This is a genomic window from Enterobacter sp. JH25 (assembly GCF_021725435.1).
GTDB lineage: Bacteria > Pseudomonadota > Gammaproteobacteria > Enterobacterales > Enterobacteriaceae > Enterobacter > Enterobacter intestinihominis.
Genome location: NZ_CP091319.1, coordinates 1 through 20,968, shown reverse-complemented (window position 1 = coordinate 20,968; position 20,968 = coordinate 1). Strand labels below are relative to the sequence as shown.

Genomic DNA, 20,968 nt, shown 5'->3' with positions numbered 1-20,968 from the left:
ATGATTTTTTACTGGCCTGAGGTGAGCATAAGAAGTTACTGATGCGGGAACATGGCGTGCCGCTGCGATTCGTGATCGCATTCATGGTTTTAATTTGACCAATCAGGTCTACTTTTGATAGCAAATATGGACAAGTTAAGACGTAATCCACGCCATAACGGGCGAGCAGAGGTCTACAGGTGATCTACAAATCTATTGCCGACAGATTGCGGCTACGGCTCAATTCGTCGGACTACAACATTGGCAGCCCGTTACCCGGCGAAAAAGCGCTGGCAAAGGAGTTTGGCGTAGCCCGGATGACCATCCGCAAGGCATTGGATCTGCTGGTAAGCTGGGGGCTGGTTGAACGTCGACACGGCAGCGGGACGTTCGTGGCGCGCAAAGACGTTCATCATGAAACGACTAACCTGACCGGGCTGGTGGAGGTACTGCGCCAGCAGGGGAAAGAAGTGCAGAGCAAGGTGTTGCAGTTTGAAGTGATGCCCGCGCCGCCCGCCATCGCCAGCCAGCTGCGGATTCAGGTTGATGAGCGGATCTATTTTTCAAGGCGGGTGCGTTACGTGGACGGAAAACCGCTGATGCTGGAGGACAGCTTTATGCCGGTGAAGCTGTTCCGCAATCTTTCCCTGGCGCATCTCGAAGGGTCTAAGTTTGATTACATCGAGAAGGAGTGCGGGATCACCATTAGCGGCAACTACGAGAGCCTGACGCCAGTGCTGGCAGATAAACAGCTGGCCGGTTATATGAATCTGCCGGAACAGACGCCGCTGCTGCGCATCACCTCTCTTTCCTACAGCGACAGCGGCGAGTTCCTCAACTATTCCGTGATGTTCCGGAACACCAGCGATTACCAGGTGGACTACCATCTGCGGCGTATCCACCCGGAAGACTTATTAGCCCATCCCCCAGAACAGCACCGCCAGTAGTTGCGGGGTGATAATGCGCAAAAACATCACCAGCGGATAGACCGTGGCGTAGGACAACGCCGCCGCGCCGCTGGTGGCGTGCAGGTTATTGGCGAACGCCAGCGCGGGCGGATCGGTCATGGAACCGGCCAGCATGCCGCACAGCGTGAGATAGTTCATTTTAGCGAACATACGCGCCAGTAATCCGACCGTTATCAGCGGGATGGCGGTAATGAATATGCCGTAGCCTACCCAGCTCATCCCTTCGCCGTTAACCAGGGTATCGACAAAATCGCCGCCGGATTTCAGCCCCACCACCGCCAGAAACAGCACGATGCCCAACTCCCGCAGCGCCAGGTTAGCGCTCGGCGGCATAAACCAGTAGAGCTTACCGATGGAGCCGATACGCCCGAGGATCAGCGCCATAATGAGCGGCCCGCCTGCCAGCCCCAGCTTCAGTGCTACCGGGAAGCCGGGCACGTACAGGGGGATGGAGCCAAGCATGACGCCAAGCCCGACGCCGATAAAGACCGGCAGCATCTGCACCTGCTGGAGTTTTTGCTGGGCGTTGCCCACCATGTTCGCTACGGCATCAATAGATGAAGGACGCCCGACGAGGTTGAGAATATCACCGAATTGCAGGCTGGCATCCTGGCTGGCCACCAGCTCGACACCGGCGCGGTTAAGCCGGGAGATCACCACGTCATAACGCTCTTTTACCTGCAAATCGCGTATTTTCTTGCCCAGGACCTTCTCATTGGTCACTACCACGCGCTCCACGCGCATGTCCGTTCCACGGGTTGAGAGCGAGGTATCCACCTCCTGACCAATCACCAGCCGGGCATTGTTTAAATCCGCCGGTTGCCCTACCAGATGCAGGAGATCGCCGTGCTGAATGAGTGTGTCAGGTGAAGGCACCATCAGCGTGTCGTCACGTTTCAGGCGTGAACAGATAATGGTCGCGCTGTTCAGAATGGGGACATCCTGTATCGCCATATTATTCAGGTTGGGGTTTTCGACGCGAATGTTGATGGTTTTAATAAGCGCATGGCCGTTGGTCAGCGTGCTTTCATGCTCTTTCGCCTCCTGCTCGACGTTAATGCGGAACAGCACGCGCACCAGCCACATGGAGAGCAAAATACCGCAAATGCCAAACGGATAGGCCATGGCGTAGCTCATCCCCATCTGATCGACGACATCAGCAGGGATACCCAGATCGCGCAGAATTTGCTGGCCCGCCCCGAGCGCGGGCGTGTTGGTTACGGCGCCGGAGAAGATGCCCAGCACGACGGGCAGCGGAATAGCGAAGAGTTTGTGCAGAATGGCGGTGACCAGCCCACCCATCACGACGATGCCGAAGGCAAAGAGATTAAGGCGTAAACCGGAGACGCGCAGGGAAGCGAAGAAGCCCGGCCCCACCTGAATACCGATGGTATACACAAAGAGGATCAGGCCGAACTCCTGGATGAAATGCAGCATATCGGCGCTGAGCACCCACCCAAGCTGGTCGGCAAAATGGCCGACAAAAATCCCGCCGAAAAGCACTCCGCCAATCCCAAACCCGACGCCGCGGATTTTGATATTCCCCAGCCATAGCCCCACTACCGCGACAAGGGCCAACACGCTGACGGTTAACGCGATATCACTCATGTTCCACATCCTGTGCATAACCTTAGTTATATCAAGGATTCTCTCAGAGCTGGCGGCGGTTGTATGGGCGATGGCGCACAAAAAAGCCCTGCCGGGGCAGGGCCTTGTGCGGTCTGTGAGCGTTGTCGGGTGGCGGCTGCGCCTAACCCGACCTACAGTTTCGGCGGGTTTGTTAACTGTTTAACGCCGGCCTGTCGCTAATGGCGATGCGCTGCGGCGCGATAGCTTCCGGCACGTTACGGGTGAGGTCAATATTCAGCAGCCCGTTAGTGAACGTCGCGCCAGAAACTTCCATATGGTCTGCCAGGGTAAAGCTCAGGCTAAACGGCTGAGTGACAAGCCCCTGATGCAACCATTTGGTCTCGGTGTCAGGTTTTTCCGGTGACCCTTTAACGGTCAGGCGCGTACCCTCAAGCTGGATGTCGAGATCTTCCTGACGGAACCCGGCCAGCGCAAGCGTGATGCGGTAGTGGTTATCATCGCTTTTTTCGATGTTGTACGGCGGAAACGTCTGCTGTTCGGTTGCGCTTTGCAGCGCGTTAGCCAGTTTGTCAAAACCGATCCACTGACGCAGCAGGGGGGAAAAATCATAGTTACGCATACTAAATCTCCTTCTGAGAAGCGAGTTCGGCACAGTTTATTTTTGTGCGCAGTTGTACCTGCAAACCCTTACGGATTCGCATATGCTCCCTTTACGGCAAGCAATTTCAGGTGGGCCGCAGCCGCGACCCGCTTAATTAATTGATTTCGATACGACGCGGTTTTTTCTCTTCCGGAATCACACGTTCCAGCTCGATAAACAGCAGGCCGTTCACCAGGTTCGCGCCCTTGACGTGGATGTTCTCAGCCAGCTGGAACTTGCGTTCAAAGTTGCGCTCTGCGATGCCCTGGTAGAGGTAGGTTCGTTCTTTCTGCTCGCCCGCATGGGAGCCTTTCACCACCAGCAGATTGTCCTGCGCGGTGATCTCCAGTTCGCTCTCTGCGAAACCGGCGACAGCAATCGCAATGCGATAGTGGTTTTCGTCAACCAATTCAACGTTGTAAGGAGGATAGCCGTTGCTCTGGCTCTGGTTGTTTTCTAAGTGGTTGAACAGACGATCAAAACCTATGGCAGAACGGTATAGCGGAGAGAGATCGAAATTACGCATAGATAAAAACTCCTGGAATCAGCGAGAAAATGTAGCCTTCCACCATGGACAGGCTTCTGCTTCCCCGAACACCCATCAGGCGTGTCCGTTATCGGGTTACATTCTTAAAATGGGTCTGGATACGGCCTTTTCAAGCCTGTTGATGTGAGATTTTTTTGCACTTTGCTGGTTGTCGCATAGACTCAGGGGCACAGCACAAAGGGTTAAATTGCGATGGCGACCACAGTGCGGGAGTTTTGAGCTATCCATTTTGGACGCGCCTCGCTATAACCCTGAGTTGCAGGTCAATGCCGTGCTACTAATGATGACTGAGTGATGATGAGAAATGTTCTGATTAAGCTGGCGACGTTCAGCGGGGTTGTTTTACTTTGCGGGTGTTCGAGCGTGATGTCGCACACCGGCGGTAAAGAAGGAACATATCCGGGGACGCGCGCCAGTGCCGCCATGATCTCTGATGATGAGACAAACTGGGGTACCAAATCTCTGGCGATTCTTGATATGCCGTTTACGGCGGTTGCCGATACGCTTCTGCTGCCGTGGGATATGTTCCGCACCGACAGCTCAGTGCGTTCGCGCGTTGAGAAAAGCGAGCAGGAGACGCTGGCGACTAACTCCGTCATCCCGCCCGCAGAGATGACCCCGCGCTAATTCTGTGCGGTTTCCGTTAGCCACAGCTGGCGGAAACCGTCCTTCTCTTCCATCCACGCAACAAAACGTCCGTCCGGGGAAAACACCACAGCGTCAGCAGACGGCGGGTTGCCATGATCGGACGTCAAAAACGTCACCTTTCCGGTCTGCGCATCGCAGCAGGCAATGCGGCCTGCAAGCACAAATCCCAGCCCGTTGCCGGAAGGATGCCAGTTAAAGGACGACTGAATATCACTCTCAGCGTGGGTCAACTGACGCGGCTCACCGCCTTCAGGGGAGATAAGCCACAGCTGCACAATGCCGTTATCGTCCCGCATTAAAAACGCAATCTGCGTCCCCTGTGGATTGCTACGCACCCAGTGGCGCGGCACGTTCACCAGCCCCGGATGCGCCTTCTGATGGGTGAAGGTAAGGCGGCGTTGCATGACGCCCGCAGGCGGCGCGGGCATTGTATCCGGCGTCCCCTGCAACGGCGCATCGCCCGCCCGTTTCCAGCCCTGCTCGTCCTTGGGAAGGTCCACAATAAACAGTTCGGGCACTTTCTCGCCTTTCGCAGACACCGTATCGCCGATAAACGCCAGCCTGTCGTTGCCCACCCAGCCCTCTTCATAGGCGCGGTTAATCTCATCGCTGCCCGGTTGCGGGTTCGGCGTTGTCCGGCTTACCAGTACGCTCCAGAAGGTTCCGGCATATTCCCGCGGATGGTTCCCCTGTGGGTTTACCGGACCAAAAGGCGCCGCCACCCCGACGTTACGCAAATCCAGCTGCGGATCGCGCGCGTGCAGTACATGGTCGTTGTAGGTAAAGCTGACGAACTGCCCGTTCGGGCTAAAAACGTGAACGTGGCTGCCGCCACGCAGCGCCCCCGCCGTGTAAGGCGCGGTGATATCCATCGCATCAAGATTGCTCACCTGGCCGTTGTGCGCAATCACTCCCTGACGATGGTGAAAATCATACTGCCAGTCTGCATCCGGTTTTTTCGGGCCGTGGATAAAAATATATTTCTCCCCGGCAGGATGAACGGTCACCACGCCGACATGCGCGCCGTCAGTCGCACGGTAGATCACCTCAACCTCGCCCGTACCGACGTTGACCCGCTCAATGGTTTTACCGGTAAACGACGCGCCGGACGGGCGGACATCATAGACAAGCCACTGGCTGTCTGGCGTCCAGATGTTGATGTTGGTGAGCTGGTGGTTGCGGGAAGCGAAGGTGATTTGTTTCATGAAAATACCCTGATGCGCGGTTATCGCATCAGGGTAAAACATCCGAAGGGATTAGCCTACTCGTTTCACGTCACCTACCAGCAGGATGTAGGAGAGCGCGCCGATCAGCGCCACGGCAGAGATATACACCAGAGCCGGACCAAAGCCGTAGTCCTGCGCCAGGTAACCGATGACCAGCGGCACGGTGATCCCGCCCAGGCCGCCAACGAAGTTGAATACGCCACCAGTCAGGCCAATCAGCCGCATCGGTGCCAGGGACGACACCAGCGACCAGGTGATGGAGGCAAAACCGTTCCCGAAGAACGCTACCGCCATCAGGGTCATGATCCACACTGGATCGTTGGTGTAGTTCGCTCCCATGATGCAGGTAGAGATCAGCAGTCCGCAGATAATCGGCGTTTTACGCGCAACCCCCAGTGAGAAGCCTTTTTTCACCAGTTTGTCCGCCAGCCAGCCCGAGAGCAGCACGCCGAAAAACGCCGCAAGGAAGGGAACGGTGGTCATAAAGCCCGCCTTCAGCGCGGTTATCCCTTTTTCCTGGGTCAGATAGTTCGGGAACCAGGTGAGGAAGAACCACAGCGTGGAGGTCACCGCGAACTGGCCCAGATATACGCCCACCAGCTTACGGTGGAAGACCAGCTTCCAGTCCGCTCTGGTCAGCGGCTGGCGCGCCTCTTTTTTCACTGGCGCATCGCCATCCACCAGACCGCCGCCGTCGCGGATGTAGTCCAGTTCGGCTTTGGTGATACTTTTGGTCAGACGCGGCGGCTGATAGACCTTAAACCAGATTAACGACCAGATAATGCCGATCCCGCCGGTGACGATGAACACCCAGTGCCAGCTCAGCAGCTCCTGGATCCAGATTAACAGCGGCGTCAGAAACGCCAGACCAACAAACTGCCCGGAGGTGTAAAAACCAACAGCGGAAGCGCGTTCGTGTTCAGGGAACCAGCTGGTCACCATGCGGTTGTTGGTCGGGAACGCGGGCGCTTCAAACACCCCGGTGATGGCGCGTAGGCCTATCAGCGACATCAGCCCGGTGGCGAAGCCCTGGAACAGGGTCGCCACGGACCAGCCCAAAATAGCGATAAAGTAGGTCAGACGTGACCCCACGCGGTCAAGGAACCAGCCGCCGGGGATCTGGCAGAGCGTATACAGCCAGGCAAACGCCGAGAAGACGTAGCCCATTTCCGCTTTGGTGATGCCAAACTCTTCCTGAATATGGGCCGAGGCCACAGCAAGGTTGGCGCGGTCGACATAGCAAATGACCACGGTAATAAAAATCATAATTAGCGTCAGGTAGCGGCGACGCCCGGTTTTTGCAGCAGTAACTGGAATATCCATCGCAATCTGTCTCCAGATTTTGGGCATAGCGAAGCCGCTCACCATGCCCTGTAATTTACAGAGGGTTATATTTTTTCTATGTACGTTTTTTTTGCCCGGTGGCGCTTCGCTTACCGGGCCTACGAGAGAGTAGGCCGGATAAGCGTAGCGCCATCCGGCGATTTACCACTCGGCTACGGAACCGTCTTCAAGACGCCACAGTGGGTTACGCCAGTCCGGCGCACTTTTACTCAGCTCAATGACTTTGGCTTCGTCGATCTCCACGCCAAGGCCCGGCTTCGTTAACGGTTTAAAGAAACCACCTTCCATGCTGAAGTCTTCTTTGTTTTTCACAAAGTCGAGCAGCTCCGCGCCCTTGTTATAGTGAATGCCCATGCTTTGTTCCTGGAACACTGCATTACGGGAGACGAAGTCCACATGCAGACAGGCTGCCAGCGCAATCGGCCCAAGCGGACAGTGCGGCGCCAGCGCCACATCGTAGGCTTCTGCCATGCCGGCAATTTTGTAGCATTCGGTGATGCCACCCGCGTGGGAGAGGTCCGGTTGCAGGATCGCAATGCCGCCCGCTTCCAGCACGCGCTTAAACTCGAAGCGCGAGAACATACGCTCCCCCGCCGCGATGGGAATGTGCGTCTGTTCAGCCAGTTTTGGATAGTATTCCGCCTGCTCGGCCAGAACAGGCTCTTCAATAAACAGCGGGCGATACGGCTCCAGCTCTTTAATCAGCACTTTGGCCATTGGCGCGCTGACGCGGCCGTGGAAATCCAGGCCAAACTCAATCTCGTTGCCGAAAGCCTCGCGGATTTGCGCCACGGTGTTCACCGCCCGGTCTACCGCGCGCGAGTTGTCGATAACGCCCATCTCTTCGCAGCCGTTGAGTTTGAAGGTGTCAAAACCGATGTTGCGCAGCTGCCGGATACCGTCGATCACTTCCGCAGGGCGGTCACCGCCCACCCAGCTGTAGGCTTTGATTTTGTCTCGCACCAGGCCGCCCATTAATTGCCAGACCGGGGCATTCAGCACTTTGCCTTTGATATCCCACAGCGCCTGATCGATACCGGCGATGGCGCTCATCAGGATCGGACCGCCACGGTAAAATCCCGCCCGGTACATGACCTGCCACAGGTCGTTGATGCGCGCCGGATCCTGGCCAATCAGGTATTCACCCAGCTCGTGAACCGCGGCTTCAACGGTGCGCGCACGGCCTTCAATCACCGGCTCGCCCCAGCCAACCACGCCTTCGTCGGTTTCGATTTTCAGGAACATCCAACGCGGGGGTAAACGGTACGTGGTAAGTTTGGTTATTTTCATTGCACTGCCTCTCGATACGCTTTCACAAATGCTGCCGCCTGATGTGCGGTACGCTCAACGGGCTGTCCGGCACGATAGAGATCGCTGCCCAGCCCCGCGCCTGCACAACCCGCTTTTATCCACTGCACCAGGTTTTCCGGCGTGACGCCGCCCACGGCAAAGACCGGCACGCTGGCGGGTAAGACCGCTTTCAGCGCTTTGATGTAATCCGGACCAAAGGCCGACGACGGGAAAATTTTGAGAGACTGTGCGCCCGCATCGAGGGCGGCAAAGGCTTCTGTGGCCGTGGCGCAACCCGGGCATACGGTCATGCCGTAATCCACCGCCCGGCGGATCACCTCGGGGTTGATATTCGGTGTGACGATAAGCTTGCAGCCCATTTTCGCCAGTTCATCCACCTGCTCCGGTTGCAGCACGGTGCCTGCGCCAATCAGCGCCTTATCACCAAACGCCTTCACAATTGCCGGAATGCTTTTTTCCCACTCCGGGGAGTTGAGCGGGATTTCCACCGCGTCGAACCCGGCGTCGATCACCGCGCCAACGTGCGCTAAGGCCTCACCGGGCGTGATACCGCGCAAAATCGCGATCAGGGGAAGTTCAGTTTGCCACTGCATGAGCGATGCTCCTTATGCCTGCCTGAAATGCCGTGTCGCCTTCCACCGCAGCAACATCCCGTCCGATAGCGTGGAACGCCTGGCGGTAACGAGACGTCAGCGATGAACCCGCGACGAGCGTGATGGCCTGCTGCCCGGCGAACGCGTCGCTCAGAGTGGCGACTTCTGCGCCAATCAGCAGGCCGGACAGAAATTCGCTGACCTGCTCGCGCGGAAGATTTCCCAGCACGTGCGAGGCGCGAACCTCAAAAAGTTGCGGCAAAACGGCAGGGGATGCGATCCCGCGCTCAAGCCCGGCAGCAAACGCTTCCGGCGAAGGGGTTTGCTCCGGCAAACCGGCCCCCACCAGCGAATGCTTAAGCAGCAAGTGGTGCAGTTCGCCGGTCATCACCGTGCGGAAATCATGAATTTGCTCAGCATCCGCCTGGACCCATTTGCAGTGCGTCCCGGGCATGACGTAGACAGAAGAAGGAGAAAGGGTGCGCGCCCCGAGCAGCTGCGTCTCTTCGCCGCGCATCACGTTATGGTTATCGTCGCGAGAGACGCATAAACCGGGAATAATCCAGACATTGTCGCCAACGGACGTTAACTGCTCGCCAACGGCGGTGAAATGCACCGGAACCGACAGGTAAGGCGCAACCTTCCAGCCCACGTTACTGCCGACCATTCCGGCCATCACCACTGGCGTAGTACCGTCGCGCCAGTTTTGTGTCACCTCTGCTAACACCGCTTCGGGGGATTTACCGTTCAGGCGCGTCACACCTGCTTCTGATTGCCTGCTTTCCAGACACTGCTCCCCCTGGTAGAGCCAGGCGCGCAGATTGGTCGATCCCCAGTCAATTGCGATGTAGCGTGATGTCATGTGATTTCCTTCAACCTTCGTGTCGAGCTGGCGATCATGGTCAGTGCCGCCTGCTCTGCCGCATCGCCGTCCTGATGCCGTATCGCATCGAACAGCGCTTTATGTTCCTGAAGCGTTTTCGGCATGTTGGCCTCATCGCCCATCCAGGTACGTTCAAATACTGCTCGCTGTAGCGAGCTGATCGCCACGCTAAGCTGCTGTAACACCGGGTTATGCACCGACTGCAGTACCGCCTCGTGGTAGCGAATGTCCGCCTCGTTGAACGCCTCCCGATTCTGGTTATTGGCGATCATGTCGTTTAACGCCGACTCAATCTGTGCCAGGTCACCTGACGTTGCGCGCTCTGCCGCCCAGCGGGCGATGGCCGGTTCCACCAGATTTCGGACTTCGCTCATCGCGCCGATAAGCCGTGGGTCGTAGTCGTTTTCCAGTACCCATTGCAGAACATCGGTATCGAGGTAGTTCCACTGGTTACGCGGCGCAACAAACGCGCCGCGATAGCGCTTCATTTCAATCAGCCGCTTCGCCATCAGCGAGCGGAACACTTCCCGGATGATGTTGCGCGAGGTTTCAAACTCCTCGCACAGTTCCGCCTCTGCTGGCAGCGGCGAACCGGGAACGTATTTGCCACCCACAATCTGAGTGCCCAGCGTGATGACAATGCGATCGGTTTTATTGAGTGTCATGGAGAGTCCTTGTGCTCTGTAAGTCCATCACTACTTTACCGCGACCGCTGAATTTCGCCTCACTTTTGCAGTACAAACGTGAGTCCTTTCGCCTTTGCCGTGGTGACAATGTAGTACAATCAGTTAATGTTGTACTACAATCCAGATCACAAAAAGAACAATTCGATAAATTCAGCGCCAAAAAAAGCCCCGGTTGATAACCGAGGCTGATGATTACAGACAGCTGTTAGGACAGGACAAATTTCTCAATCGCATAAGCCACGCCGTCTTCCAGGTTAGATTTGGTGACGAAGTTCGCCACTTCTTTCACCGACGGGATCGCGTTATCCATCGCCACGCCCATGCCTGCATATTCGATCATCGCAATATCGTTTTCCTGGTCGCCCAGCGCCATAATCTCCCCAGGCTTGATGCCCAGCGCATCGGCAAGCGATTTGACACCCGTGCCTTTATTGACGCGTTTATCGAGGATTTCGAGGAAGTACGGCGCGCTTTTCAGCACGGTGTATTTCTCTTTTACCTCAGCCGGAATGCGTGAGATGGCTTTGTCGAGAACCGCAGGTTCATCAATCATCATCACTTTCAGGAACTGGGTTGCCGGGTCCATGTTTTCCGCTTCGCAGAACACCAGTGGAATGGTTGCAACGTAGGACTCGTGCACCGTGTAGTAGCTGATATCGCGGTTGGCGGTGTAAAGCGTATTGCGATCGAGCGCGTGGAAGTGAGAGCCCACTTCGCGGGAGAGCTTTTCCAGGAAACGGTAGTCATCATAGCTCAGTGCAGTTTGCGCCACCGTGCTGCCATCGGCTGCCTTTTGCACCAGAGCGCCGTTATAGGTGATGCAGTAATCGCCAGGCTGATTCATGTGCAGCTCTTTCAGGTAGCTGTGCACCCCGGCATACGGGCGTCCGGTGGTGAGCACCACGTTCACGCCTTTTTCGCGTGCGGCGGCGATCGCATTTTTAACGGCAGGAGAGATAGTGTGGTCTGGCAGCAGCAGCGTGCCGTCCATATCGATTGCAATGAGTTTGATAGCCATGAGGTCCCCGGGATAAATGAGTGCTATTTCATGCTAACGCGATTAAGCACACAAAAATAGAGCTACCTTGCGTAACAAAAAGCCCCTTTTATATTTATCCCGGGAACAAGAACTCACTCGCGGGTGAGAACGATTTTGCCAAACGCACCGCGATCCAGATGCTCAAGCGCCTGTTCCAGTTCGTCAAAACGATAGCGATGTTCAATCACCGGTTTTAACTCCGTGACATCAACAGCACGGACGAAATCTTCCAGCGCCCGGCGGTGTCCAACCCCAATCCCCTGAATGACGGGGGATTTCAGCAGCAGCTCGCCAGCAGGCAGGGAAATGTCCGTTCCGGCCAGCACGCCAATAACGGAGATACGCCCGTGAACGGCTACCGCGCGAAGGGAATGTCTCAGGTTCTCCCCACCCACGGTTTCGATAATATGGTCGATGCCGCGATCCTGCGTCAGTGCCAGCGTATTTTCAGCCCAGTCGCCTTTCAGTCGGTTGATGCCCTGGCTGGCCCCCAGCTTTTTGGCCAGTGCCAGTTTTTCATCACTCCCCGACGTAACAATAACTTCTGCGCCGTGCGCTTTTGCTATCTGCAAAGCGAATAGCGCCACACCGCCCGTGCCTTGTACCAGCACCGATTGCCCGGCGCGTAAATGACCGCGCTCCACCAGCGCGAACCATGCGGTAAGCCCCGCGCAAGGAAGCGTGCTGGCCTCAGCGTCATCCAGGCTTTCCGGGGGCGCCACCAGCGCGTTTTCACTCACAATCACATATTCGGCCAGCATGCCCTGGAAGTATCCACCGGACGTTTTATAGGGCAAATCGCGCGCGTCTGCCTGCGGCTTGCCGTCGATCCATTCCGGGAAGAAGGTTGAGATGACGCGTGCGCCGGGTTTGAAACGCGTAACGCCGTCGCCAACGCTGTCCACCACGCCTGCCATGTCAGATGCTGGGGTAAACGGGAAGGAAAGCGGAATCGGCATCGTGCCTTCAATCACCATTTTATCCCGGTAGTTGAGCGCAACGGCATTAACCCTTACGCGAACCTCCCCCGGGCCTGGCTGTGGCACAGGCACCTGAACAAGCTGAAGGCTCTCGCGCCCAAGGGCGTTCATTGACCAGCGCTGCATTGTTTCTGTCATTTTTTCTCTCCTGCCATCAAATAAGCTTTAGGACTGACAGTCTACCGTTGACACCTGGTCGCCAGTGGCGATAAGTTTTCCCATAATTGATGACGCAGTGGATACAATCCATGACCGATACGCTGAAGGATATACCTGTATTTGTGGCCGCCGTTGAGGCGGGAAGTTTTGCGCAGGCCGCCGTCCGTCTGCATTTGTCGCGCTCAGCGGTAGGAAAAAGCATTGCTCGTCTTGAAGAGCGGCTGGGCGTACGTCTTTTCCAGCGTACCACCCGCAGCCAGAGGCTGACCGACAACGGCGCTCTGTTTTATGAACGCTGCCTTCGCGCGCTGGAGGAGATTCGGGGCGCGGAGTCGCTGCTTGAAACAGGGAAGCAGCAGGTCAGCGGCCGCCTGCGCGTCGCCATGCCGGTTCTGTTTGGTCGCCAGTGCGTCGCGCCACTGCTGATAGAACTGACGCAGGAACATCCTGGGCTTGAGCTTGAAATGTCATTCAGCGACCGCGTGGTGGATCTGGTAGAGGAAGGCTTTGATATGGCGGTACGTAACGGCACGCTGCAGGACAGCAGCCTGCTGGTCGCCAGAAGGCTGGGCGAGCATCGCATGGTGCTGTGTGCCGCCCCGGATTACCTGATGAAGAACGGCCAGCCAGAAAACGTTGCTGATTTACCCCACCACACTGCCATTAACTATCTGCGATCAGGCAGAGTGCTGCCCTGGCAGCTAATGGATAGCGAAGGGAGATCGCACACCTTTACTCCCCGCTCATCGCTCAATATGGATGATTTACAGGCAATCTGCGACGCTGCGCTGGCCGGACACGGCCTTGCGTGGTTGCCCTGCTGGATGGCCCGCAGAGAAATACATCAGGGAAAACTCATCCCGCTTTTAAAGCAGGCACCGGACGTGCGCTTCGACATTCATGCAGTCTGGCAGCAGACGCCGCATCTGCCGCTGAGGGTTAGAATTGCTGTCGATACGCTTGCCAGCCGTTTACCGTCAGTGCTGTCGCTGGACTTTCCTGCAAGCCGCGTCGAAGGTGCAAGTTAACGTTCTGATTCAAAAAGGCAAACTTGCCTGCCAGGCGAAACCCTGCTGATAACAGTGAAGTACACATCCCGATGACGTTCTGACGTCCATAGCTCCCCGACGGGGGCCTTTCTGGCAAAGGCGTAGCCACGCGAAACAAGATATTGTTTTAGTGCAGCGGCATCAGATACCCCGCTAAAGCACACGCCAGCGGTCTCTGGCTGTCCATTTGCAGCAGAGTGGCTGAAGGTATAATCCGGTGACAGGCGTGGTGCCTGCTTAATCGATGCCGGTGTGTAAAAATGATAGCGAACCCTATCTGATTCACGATATGTCATCTCAGGCTCATACGGCAAAAGGAGGTATATGGCCGTGACAATCACAATGGCCAGCCCTGAGAATATGGCTAACTTTTTCATGCTCAACGTCGTCCTGAGTGGGTAAAGAAGGAATGATATGTGCCGTTATCGTTAAGAATACGAACAATGTCTGAACTGAAGTTATCAAACGGCGTTACCCACCTCATAAAGCGGGGAAGCGGGCCTTTATAGGGTTCATGCCGGATATTAAGGTCATCAGGGTCGGGAAAAATCAATGGAAGAAAACCCCGGTTCTTGAAATTACCGATCGGTCCGTAATGATCCCAGCGGCGTAGTGCGCTTTCACGACTGACAGGCCGCAACTGAGCCCGGTAATCCGAAGGAATCAGCGCCCTGTAAAAACCGAGCAGATCCGACACCAGGTCTTCTCCGCTGAACCCGCTATCGGTGTACCAACTGAAAAAAGCGCGGGACTGGTAATTTTCAAAATTTCTCGCGGTATCCATCATCATAGCCAGGGCAATGCTGTTAATTTCTGACATCGAGCGCCCACGTTTTATTTCCCAGCGAACAAACTTACCCGTTCCGGCCAGTCCTTTCCCGATATTCATTCTCTGATTGTATGCAATCGTGTAATAAGGTCTGCCACTGGCTTCGCCGCTGCTGAAATCAGCCAGAAGCAGGGAAATATCTTCGCCCCTGGCATGCCCCAGGTCGATCCAACCGAGGACCTCACTGTAGACGAGGCCGCTGCGGGTCGTTACCTGCCATTCATCGGCCCCGATAATATCGCTCCTGCTGCTCATACGGTTTATTCCTTTTTCCGTACCGATTTCAACTTTAACAGACCACCATACTCTTTATCGGGGTATATACTCCTGAGCGAGGATCACATCAATGAGATCGACTTCGTTTTATTGATATTCAAATATAAGTAAAAAAAAGAGAGTGACATCATGTCACTCTCTTTTTTGTTCTTAGCCGACTGCATTCTTTATGAGACGTCATTTGGAATGAGCCCCACAAAAACAACCGTTAAATATCGATGTTCGCCGCTTTCAGGGCGTTCTCTTCGATGAAGGCGCGACGTGGTTCAACCGCGTCACCCATCAGGGTAGTGAACAGCTGATCCGCTGCGATTGCGTCTTTAACGGTGACGCGCAGCATGCGACGGCTTTCCGGATCCATGGTGGTTTCCCACAGCTGATCCGGGTTCATTTCGCCAAGGCCTTTATAACGCTGAATAGAGAGGCCACGACGGGACTCTTTCACCAGCCACTCCAGCGCCTGTTCGAAGCTGGCTACCGGCTGACGACGCTCGCCACGTTCGATGAACGCGTCGTCTTCGATCAGACCACGCAGCTTCTCGCCGAGGGTGCAGATACGGCGGTATTCCGGACCAGTAACAAACTCGTGCTCCAGCGGGTAGTCGGTATCGACGCCGTGGGTACGCACGCGAACAATCGGCTCGAACTGCTGCTCAGCGTTCTGCTGAACGTCAAACTTCCACTGGCTGCCGTGCTGCTCTTTCTCGTTCAGCTCGCTCACCAGGGTGTTCACCCAGCGGGTGACGGTCTGCTCGTTGCTCAGATCGGCTTCGGTCAGGGTCGGCTGATTAATCAGCTCTTTCAGCAGCGCTTTCGGATAGCGACGCTCCATACGGCCAATCATTTTCTGCGTGGCGTTGAACTCGGAGACCAGACGCTCCAGCGGTTCACCGGCCAGCGCTGGCGCGCTGGAGTTTGCGTGCAGGGTCGCACCATCAAGGGCGATCGCGATTTGGTACTGATCCATCGCCTCGTCATCTTTAATGTACTGTTCCTGCTTGCCTTTCTTCACTTTATACAGCGGCGGCTGGGCAATGTAGACGTGGCCGCGCTCAACGATTTCCGGCATCTGACGATAGAAGAAGGTCAACAGCAGCGTACGAATGTGCGAGCCGTCGACGTCCGCATCGGTCATGATGATGATGCTGTGATAGCGCAGTTTGTCCGGGTTGTACTCGTCGCGACCGATGCCGCAGCCGAGCGCGGTGATGAGCGTCGCCACTTCCTGAGAAGAGAGCATCTTGTCGAAGCGCGCTTTCTCAACGTTGAGGATTTTACCCTTCAGCGGCAGAATCGCCTGGTTCTTGCGGTTACGGCCCTGCTTCGCAGAACCGCCCGCGGAGTCCCCTTCCACGAGGTACAGTTCAGACAGCGCCGGATCGCGTTCCTGGCAGTCAGCCAGTTTGCCCGGCAGGCCTGCCAGGTCCAGCGCGCCTTTACGACGGGTCATTTCACGGGCTTTACGCGCCGCTTCACGGGCACGCGCCGCATCGATAATTTTACCCACCACGATTTTCGCGTCGGACGGGTTTTCCAGCAGGTATTCGCTCAGCAGTTCGTTCATCTGCTGTTCAACCGCCGATTTCACCTCAGAAGAGACCAGCTTGTCTTTGGTCTGTGAGGAGAATTTCGGATCCGGCACCTTCACGGAGACCACGGCAATCAGGCCTTCACGGGCATCGTCACCGGTGGCGCTGACTTTCGCTTTTTTGCTGTAGCCTTCTTTGTCCATGTAGGCGTTCAGGGTACGGGTCATCGCCGCGCGGAAGCCCGCAAGGTGCGTACCGCCGTCGCGCTGTGGAATGTTGTTGGTAAAGCAGTAGATGTTTTCCTGGAAACCATCGTTCCACTGCAGTGCCACTTCCACGCCGATACCGTCTTTTTCAGTAGAGAAGTAGAAGATATTCGGGTGAATTGGCGTTTTGTTCTTGTTCAGATACTCAACGAACGCCTTGATACCGCCTTCGTAGTGGAAGTGGTCTTCTTTGTTGTCGCGTTTGTCGCGCAGTCGAATCGACACGCCGGAGTTCAGGAACGACAGTTCACGCAGGCGTTTCGCCAGGATCTCGTACTCGAATTCGGTGACGTTGGTGAAGGTTTCAAGGCTCGGCCAGAAACGCACCATGGTACCGGTTTTGTCGGTATCACCGGTAACGGCCAGCGGTGCCTGCGGCACACCATGGGTGTAAATCTGGCGGTGAATTTTGCCTTCGCGCTGGATAACCAGCTCCAGCTTCTGCGACAGGGCGTTTACTACGGATACGCCTACGCCGTGCAGACCGCCGGAAACTTTATAGGAGTTATCATCGAACTTACCGCCTGCGTGCAGAACGGTCATGATAACTTCCGCAGCAGATACGCCCTCTTCCGGGTGAATACCGGTTGGGATGCCACGACCGTCATCGGTAACGGACACGGAGTTGTCCGCATGGATCGTGACCACGATGTCTTTACAGTGACCCGCGAGCGCTTCGTCGATAGCGTTATCTACCACCTCGAATACCATGTGGTGCAGACCGGTGCCGTCATCCGTGTCGCCGATATACATACCCGGGCGCTTACGCACCGCATCCAGTCCTTTCAGGACTTTGATACTGGAGGAGTCATAAGAATTCGACATCAACGTTTCTCGCTCATTTCAACTTGGGTTAATCCGTTATTTTACCCTTTTCCACGGTAAACATCTTCGAATTTTCGTCCGACATGTCCATAACGTGTTCAGCGCTAATGGCGCTGACGAAAACCTGCGACTGCGTGGCTTTTAAGCGGCTGGCAAGTAGCCCGCGCCGCGCGTCGTCAAGTTCCGAGGCAAAATCATCTATCAGGTACAGGCAGCGTCGCCCACTTTCGCGGGTGAGGAACTCCCCCTGCGCCAGGCGTAGCGCGCACATCAGGAGCTTCAGCTGCCCGCGCGACAGCGTGTCTTCCACCGGCGCACCGTCGGCACGAATGCGGAAATCCGCCTTGTGCGGGCCGTGCGCGGTGTAGGTCAACATGCGATCGCGCTCGAAGCTTCTCTCTAACACCTCGGCATAATCCGTCTCTTTTTCCCAGCCACGCTGGAAAGAGAAGGTGAGAGAGAACTCGGGTAAAAACTGTTTGCAGGTGTCGGCCATGTCTTCGGCGATACCTGCGCTGTATTCGGCACGCCAGCGGCTGATTTGTTCCGCAAGAGGAATTAATTCCATGTCCCACGGACGCAGCTGGGCGTAGCGCGTGACCTGGCGCAATGCGGCGTTACGCTGTTTAAGCAGACGCTTCAGATTGCTCCAGGCGTTAAAGAAACCGGCTTCATTGTGAAAGCATCCCCAGTCGAGGAACGCTCTTCTGTATTTGGGGCCGCCGTTGAGTAAAGTAAACCCCTCCGGCGTAATCAGCTGCATCGGCATCAGCAGTGCCAGCTCCGCCACCTTGTGGCCGTCGGTGCCGTCGATGCGCACCTTGCTGTCGCCCTGCTTGTCTTTGGTCAGGCCGATGGCAGTTTCCCGCTCGGCACCCTGTAAGCGCCCATGCAGCACAAACGCATCCTGCTCGTGGCGAATCACGCGACCAATCTGCAAACTGCGAAACGCCCGGCCATGACCGAGCGTATAGATGGCTTCGAGCACGCTGGTTTTGCCGCTGCCGTTCGCGCCAACCAGGAAATTAAAGCCAGGGGATAAAGCGAGATCCGCGCTCTCGATGTTGCGAAAGTCGCGGATCAACAGACGGGTGAGCGACATTACAGTCTCATTGGCATGACAACATAAGCAGCCGACTGTGATGCGGCATCTTCAATCTGTACGCTCGAAACGGAGTCAGTCAGCAGGATGCGAACGTTCTCGCATTTCAGTGCATTCAGCACATCCAGCACATAGCTGACGTTGAAGCCGATTTCCATCTCAGCCCCGGCGTAGGTGACGTCCAGAATCTCTTCTGCCTCTTCCTGCTCCGGGTTGTTGGCGGTGATTTTGATCTGGTTTTCACTCACGTACAGACGTACGCCGCGGAATTTCTCGTTGGAGAGAATAGCGGCGCGCGCGAACGCCTGCTTGAGGATGTCGCAACCTGCCTCCAGCGTTTTGTCCGGGTTCTTCGGCAATACGCGGCGATAATCCGGGAAACGTCCGTCTACCAGCTTCGATGTGAAGACAAAATCGCCCACGTGGGCACGAATATTGTTGCTACCAATCTGCACGCGCAGCGGGGTGTCGCCGCCGTCGAGCATACGCATCAGTTCAATTACGCCTTTACGCGGTACGATCACCGAATGGTTTGGCAGTGAATCGCCAATCGGCATAGAACAGACCGCCAGACGGTGACCGTCTGTAGCCACGGTACGCAGCTCTTCACCTTCGGTTTCGAACAGCATGCCGTTTAAGTAGTAACGAACGTCCTGATGCGCCATAGAGAACTGCGTGGCTTCAATCAGACGCTTCATCGTCGCCTGCTGCAGGGTAAATTCAACTTCGCTCTGCCAGTCATCCAGGTTCGGGAAGTCCGCAGCGGGCAGCGTGGAGAGGGAGAAACGGCTGCGGCCAGAGCGCACCAGCATGCGGTCGCCCTCCAGCTGCACGGCGATTTCAGCGCCTTCCGGCAGCCCACGGCAAATATCAAAGAATTTACGTGCCGGAACCGTGGTCGCGCCCGCGTCGTGCGGCTGAGTCAGCGTAACGCGCGCGATCATTTCCATTTCCAGATCTGTGCCGGTCAACGACAGCGTACCGTCAGCGACCTGAAGCAGCAGGTTTCCAAGAATAGGCAGCGTAGGGCGGCCGCCTAATGGGCCACTCACCTGTTGCAGCGGTTTTAATAAATGTTCACGTTCAACGGTAAATTTCATAGCGTCACGATGATAATGTTCTGATTAAATTGGAAAAATCTTCTTTTATGTCGTGGCTTTCTTCGCGTAACTGCTCAATCTTGCGACAGGCGTGCAGCACGGTCGTATGGTCACGGCCACCAAACGCATCACCGATTTCCGGCAGGCTGTGGTTGGTGAGCTCTTTTGCCAGCGCCATCGCCATCTGACGCGGACGCGCCACCGAGCGGGAACGACGTTTAGACAGTAAATCTGCCACTTTGATCTTGTAGTACTCAGCCACCGTCTTCTGAATATTGTCGATGGTGACCAGTTTTTCCTGCAATGCCAACAGATCGCGCAGCGCTTCACGCACAAAATCGATGGTGATCGCACGACCGGTAAAATTGGCGTTGGCGATAACGCGGTTCAGTGCCCCTTCCAGCTCACGAACGTTGGAACGCAGGCGCTTGGCAATAAAGAACGCCACTTCACCCGGCAGGCGAATGTCGTTCTCGTCGGCTTTTTTCATCAGGATCGCGACGCGGGTTTCCAGCTCCGGCGGCTCGATCGCCACGGTCAGGCCCCAGCCGAAGCGGGATTTGAGACGATCTTCAACGCCGTTGATCTCTTTTGGATAACGATCCGAGGTCAAAATGATCTGCTGATTGCCTTCCAGCAGGGCGTTAAAGGTGTGGAAAAACTCTTCCTGCGATCGTTCTTTATTGGCAAAGAACTGGATGTCATCGATCAGCAGCGCATCAACGGAACGGTAGTAGCGTTTAAACTCTTCGATCGCATTGTTTTGCAGGGCTTTTACCATATCCTGAACGAAGCGTTCGGAGTGCATATACACTACTTTGGCATTGGGCTTACGCGCCATAATGCCGTTGCCCACCGCATGCAGCAGGTGCGTTTTACCGAGACCCGTGCCGCCATAAAGGAACAGCGGGTTGTAAGCACCACCGGGATTATCGGCAACCTGGCGGGCCGCCGCGCGCGCCAGCTGGTTCGACTTACCTTCAACGAAGTTATCGAACGTGTGTTTCACGTTAACATTAGAGCGGTAGGTAGGCTCAGCGGGGGCTGGAACGTTATCCCAGCCCTGACGAGCCGGTGCAACGCGAGGCGCTGGAGTGGGCGCCGCCTGTGCAGGGGCTGCCACATTGACAACTTCACGAACGGTTTGGGTGACCGGCTTTGTGCCCACTTCAAAACGCAGCTGTGGGGCATCTGACCCGCAGAAATCGTTCAGCAGTCCATTGATGTTATTAAGGTATTTATCCCTTACCCAATCGAGCACGAAACGGTTTGGCGCGTACAAAGCCAGCGTGTTATCGCTCAGTTCCGCCTGCAATGGGCGGATCCACATACTGAATTCTGTGGCTGGTAACTCATCCTGCAATCGGGCAAGACACTGCTGCCAAAGCGAAAGTGACAC

Annotated in this window: 20 protein-coding genes and 1 other annotated feature; of the genes, 3 read left to right on the top strand and 17 right to left on the bottom strand. The window is 56.0% G+C overall.

The window, feature by feature from the left end:
• The first annotated feature begins 179 nt into the window (after positions 1 to 179).
• Positions 180 to 926 (top strand): GntR family transcriptional regulator, encoded by a 747-nt coding sequence (locus L2Y28_RS00100; RefSeq protein WP_022646541.1) that lies wholly within the window; start codon positions 180 to 182, stop codon positions 924 to 926.
• On the opposite strand, the gene L2Y28_RS00095 is transcribed toward L2Y28_RS00100, so the two are convergent.
• From L2Y28_RS00095 to ibpA, 3 genes are all read right to left on the bottom strand, one after another.
• A complete protein-coding gene (locus L2Y28_RS00095) occupies positions 894 to 2,555 on the bottom strand; it encodes a putative transporter (protein ID WP_022646540.1) in 1,662 nt (553 codons plus the stop codon). The two genes, L2Y28_RS00100 and L2Y28_RS00095, sit on opposite strands and share 33 nt — an antisense overlap.
• Positions 2,556 to 2,727: 172 nt before the next feature.
• Positions 2,728 to 3,156, bottom strand: a complete 429-nt coding sequence (gene ibpB / locus L2Y28_RS00090; protein WP_022646539.1) for a small heat shock chaperone IbpB — start codon at positions 3,154 to 3,156, stop codon at positions 2,728 to 2,730.
• A 136-nt stretch (positions 3,157 to 3,292) separates the two neighbouring features.
• On the bottom strand, positions 3,293 to 3,703 hold the full coding sequence (gene ibpA / locus L2Y28_RS00085) for a small heat shock chaperone IbpA (RefSeq protein ID WP_003861094.1): 411 nt from the start codon (positions 3,701 to 3,703) through the stop codon (positions 3,293 to 3,295).
• Positions 3,697 to 3,771: a sequence feature (ROSE (Repression Of Heat Shock gene Expression) occurs in the 5'-region of heat shock genes and acts as an RNA thermometer to modulate expression.), on the bottom strand. Its footprint overlaps the gene before it by 7 nt.
• A 247-nt stretch (positions 3,772 to 4,018) precedes the next feature.
• Here ibpA and L2Y28_RS00080 point away from each other — a divergent pair.
• Entirely contained in the window at positions 4,019 to 4,351 is a 333-nt protein-coding gene (locus L2Y28_RS00080; RefSeq protein WP_032622035.1) for a YceK/YidQ family lipoprotein, read from the top strand.
• On the opposite strand, the gene L2Y28_RS00075 is transcribed toward L2Y28_RS00080, so the two are convergent.
• The 8 genes from L2Y28_RS00075 to L2Y28_RS00040 form a co-directional block, all read right to left on the bottom strand.
• A complete protein-coding gene (locus L2Y28_RS00075; protein WP_022646537.1) occupies positions 4,348 to 5,577 on the bottom strand; it encodes a DUF3748 domain-containing protein in 1,230 nt (409 codons plus the stop codon). The genes L2Y28_RS00080 and L2Y28_RS00075 overlap by 4 nt on opposite strands.
• A 51-nt stretch (positions 5,578 to 5,628) precedes the next feature.
• Positions 5,629 to 6,966, bottom strand: a complete 1,338-nt coding sequence (locus L2Y28_RS00070) for an MFS transporter (protein ID WP_161496779.1) — start codon at positions 6,964 to 6,966, stop codon at positions 5,629 to 5,631.
• A gap of 117 nt (positions 6,967 to 7,083) precedes the next feature.
• Positions 7,084 to 8,232 (bottom strand): galactonate dehydratase, encoded by a 1,149-nt coding sequence (gene dgoD / locus L2Y28_RS00065; protein ID WP_017694024.1) that lies wholly within the window; start codon positions 8,230 to 8,232, stop codon positions 7,084 to 7,086.
• Positions 8,229 to 8,846, bottom strand: a complete 618-nt coding sequence (locus L2Y28_RS00060; protein ID WP_022646535.1) for a 2-dehydro-3-deoxy-6-phosphogalactonate aldolase — start codon at positions 8,844 to 8,846, stop codon at positions 8,229 to 8,231. Before L2Y28_RS00060 ends, dgoD begins: the two co-directional genes overlap by 4 nt.
• Positions 8,830 to 9,708: a 2-dehydro-3-deoxygalactonokinase gene (locus L2Y28_RS00055; RefSeq protein WP_022646534.1), complete on the bottom strand. Its 879-nt coding sequence runs from the start codon at positions 9,706 to 9,708 to the stop codon at positions 8,830 to 8,832. Before L2Y28_RS00055 ends, L2Y28_RS00060 begins: the two co-directional genes overlap by 17 nt.
• Positions 9,705 to 10,394 (bottom strand): D-galactonate utilization transcriptional regulator DgoR, encoded by a 690-nt coding sequence (dgoR, locus tag L2Y28_RS00050; RefSeq protein ID WP_003861109.1) that lies wholly within the window; start codon positions 10,392 to 10,394, stop codon positions 9,705 to 9,707. Before dgoR ends, L2Y28_RS00055 begins: the two co-directional genes overlap by 4 nt.
• Positions 10,395 to 10,620: 226 nt before the next feature.
• On the bottom strand, positions 10,621 to 11,433 hold the full coding sequence (gene yidA / locus L2Y28_RS00045; RefSeq protein ID WP_022646533.1) for a sugar-phosphatase: 813 nt from the start codon (positions 11,431 to 11,433) through the stop codon (positions 10,621 to 10,623).
• A gap of 113 nt (positions 11,434 to 11,546) precedes the next feature.
• Entirely contained in the window at positions 11,547 to 12,572 is a 1,026-nt protein-coding gene (locus tag L2Y28_RS00040; protein ID WP_022646532.1) for an NAD(P)-dependent alcohol dehydrogenase, read from the bottom strand.
• A gap of 110 nt (positions 12,573 to 12,682) precedes the next feature.
• Here L2Y28_RS00040 and L2Y28_RS00035 point away from each other — a divergent pair, with 110 nt between their 5' ends.
• Positions 12,683 to 13,621, top strand: a complete 939-nt coding sequence (locus L2Y28_RS00035) for a LysR family transcriptional regulator (protein WP_022646531.1) — start codon at positions 12,683 to 12,685, stop codon at positions 13,619 to 13,621.
• Here the strand turns inward: L2Y28_RS00035 and L2Y28_RS00030 are convergent.
• The 6 genes from L2Y28_RS00030 to dnaA all read right to left on the bottom strand — a co-directional run bounded on the left by L2Y28_RS00030 (position 13,618) and on the right by dnaA (position 20,968).
• Positions 13,618 to 14,019: a hypothetical protein gene (locus L2Y28_RS00030; protein ID WP_022646530.1), complete on the bottom strand. Its 402-nt coding sequence runs from the start codon at positions 14,017 to 14,019 to the stop codon at positions 13,618 to 13,620. The two genes, L2Y28_RS00035 and L2Y28_RS00030, sit on opposite strands and share 4 nt — an antisense overlap.
• A gap of 2 nt (positions 14,020 to 14,021) precedes the next feature.
• Positions 14,022 to 14,726 carry a hypothetical protein gene (locus L2Y28_RS00025; RefSeq protein WP_022646529.1) on the bottom strand — a complete coding sequence of 235 codons (705 nt, stop codon included), beginning with the start codon at positions 14,724 to 14,726 and terminating at the stop codon, positions 14,022 to 14,024.
• Positions 14,727 to 14,955: 229 nt separating this feature from the next.
• Positions 14,956 to 17,367, bottom strand: a complete 2,412-nt coding sequence (gene gyrB / locus L2Y28_RS00020; protein ID WP_022646528.1) for a DNA topoisomerase (ATP-hydrolyzing) subunit B — start codon at positions 17,365 to 17,367, stop codon at positions 14,956 to 14,958.
• A 28-nt stretch (positions 17,368 to 17,395) separates the two neighbouring features.
• Entirely contained in the window at positions 17,396 to 18,469 is a 1,074-nt protein-coding gene (gene recF / locus L2Y28_RS00015) for a DNA replication/repair protein RecF (RefSeq protein ID WP_022646527.1), read from the bottom strand.
• The gene (gene dnaN / locus L2Y28_RS00010) at positions 18,469 to 19,569 is read right to left on the bottom strand and encodes a DNA polymerase III subunit beta (RefSeq protein WP_022646526.1); all 1,101 of its coding nucleotides are present in this window, start codon (positions 19,567 to 19,569) and stop codon (positions 18,469 to 18,471) included. The genes recF and dnaN overlap by 1 nt, the downstream gene beginning before the upstream one ends.
• A 4-nt stretch (positions 19,570 to 19,573) precedes the next feature.
• On the bottom strand, positions 19,574 to 20,968 hold the full coding sequence (dnaA, locus tag L2Y28_RS00005; RefSeq protein ID WP_023298950.1) for a chromosomal replication initiator protein DnaA: 1,395 nt from the start codon (positions 20,966 to 20,968) through the stop codon (positions 19,574 to 19,576).

Bases quoted from the DNA above. Each gene is read 5' to 3' on its own strand.
- L2Y28_RS00095 (WP_022646540.1), bottom strand. From the start codon at position 2,555: ATGAGTGATATCGCGTTAACCGTCAGCGTGTTGGCCCTTGTCGCGGTA.
- L2Y28_RS00060 (WP_022646535.1), bottom strand. From the start codon at position 8,846: ATGCAGTGGCAAACTGAACTTCCCCTGATCGCGATTTTGCGCGGTATC.
- L2Y28_RS00030 (WP_022646530.1), bottom strand. From the start codon at position 14,019: ATGAAAAAGTTAGCCATATTCTCAGGGCTGGCCATTGTGATTGTCACG.
- ibpA (WP_003861094.1), bottom strand. From the start codon at position 3,703: ATGCGTAATTTCGATCTCTCTCCGCTATACCGTTCTGCCATAGGTTTT.
- L2Y28_RS00040 (WP_022646532.1), bottom strand. From the start codon at position 12,572: ATGACAGAAACAATGCAGCGCTGGTCAATGAACGCCCTTGGGCGCGAG.
- L2Y28_RS00075 (WP_022646537.1), bottom strand. From the start codon at position 5,577: ATGAAACAAATCACCTTCGCTTCCCGCAACCACCAGCTCACCAACATC.
- gyrB (WP_022646528.1), bottom strand. From the start codon at position 17,367: ATGTCGAATTCTTATGACTCCTCCAGTATCAAAGTCCTGAAAGGACTG.
- ibpB (WP_022646539.1), bottom strand. From the start codon at position 3,156: ATGCGTAACTATGATTTTTCCCCCCTGCTGCGTCAGTGGATCGGTTTT.
- dnaN (WP_022646526.1), bottom strand. From the start codon at position 19,569: ATGAAATTTACCGTTGAACGTGAACATTTATTAAAACCGCTGCAACAG.
- recF (WP_022646527.1), bottom strand. From the start codon at position 18,469: ATGTCGCTCACCCGTCTGTTGATCCGCGACTTTCGCAACATCGAGAGC.
- L2Y28_RS00080 (WP_032622035.1), top strand. From the start codon at position 4,019: ATGATGAGAAATGTTCTGATTAAGCTGGCGACGTTCAGCGGGGTTGTT.
- L2Y28_RS00070 (WP_161496779.1), bottom strand. From the start codon at position 6,966: ATGGTGAGCGGCTTCGCTATGCCCAAAATCTGGAGACAGATTGCGATG.
- dgoD (WP_017694024.1), bottom strand. From the start codon at position 8,232: ATGAAAATAACCAAACTTACCACGTACCGTTTACCCCCGCGTTGGATG.
- L2Y28_RS00025 (WP_022646529.1), bottom strand. From the start codon at position 14,726: ATGAGCAGCAGGAGCGATATTATCGGGGCCGATGAATGGCAGGTAACG.
- dgoR (WP_003861109.1), bottom strand. From the start codon at position 10,394: ATGACACTCAATAAAACCGATCGCATTGTCATCACGCTGGGCACTCAG.
- L2Y28_RS00055 (WP_022646534.1), bottom strand. From the start codon at position 9,708: ATGACATCACGCTACATCGCAATTGACTGGGGATCGACCAATCTGCGC.
- L2Y28_RS00035 (WP_022646531.1), top strand. From the start codon at position 12,683: ATGACCGATACGCTGAAGGATATACCTGTATTTGTGGCCGCCGTTGAG.
- yidA (WP_022646533.1), bottom strand. From the start codon at position 11,433: ATGGCTATCAAACTCATTGCAATCGATATGGACGGCACGCTGCTGCTG.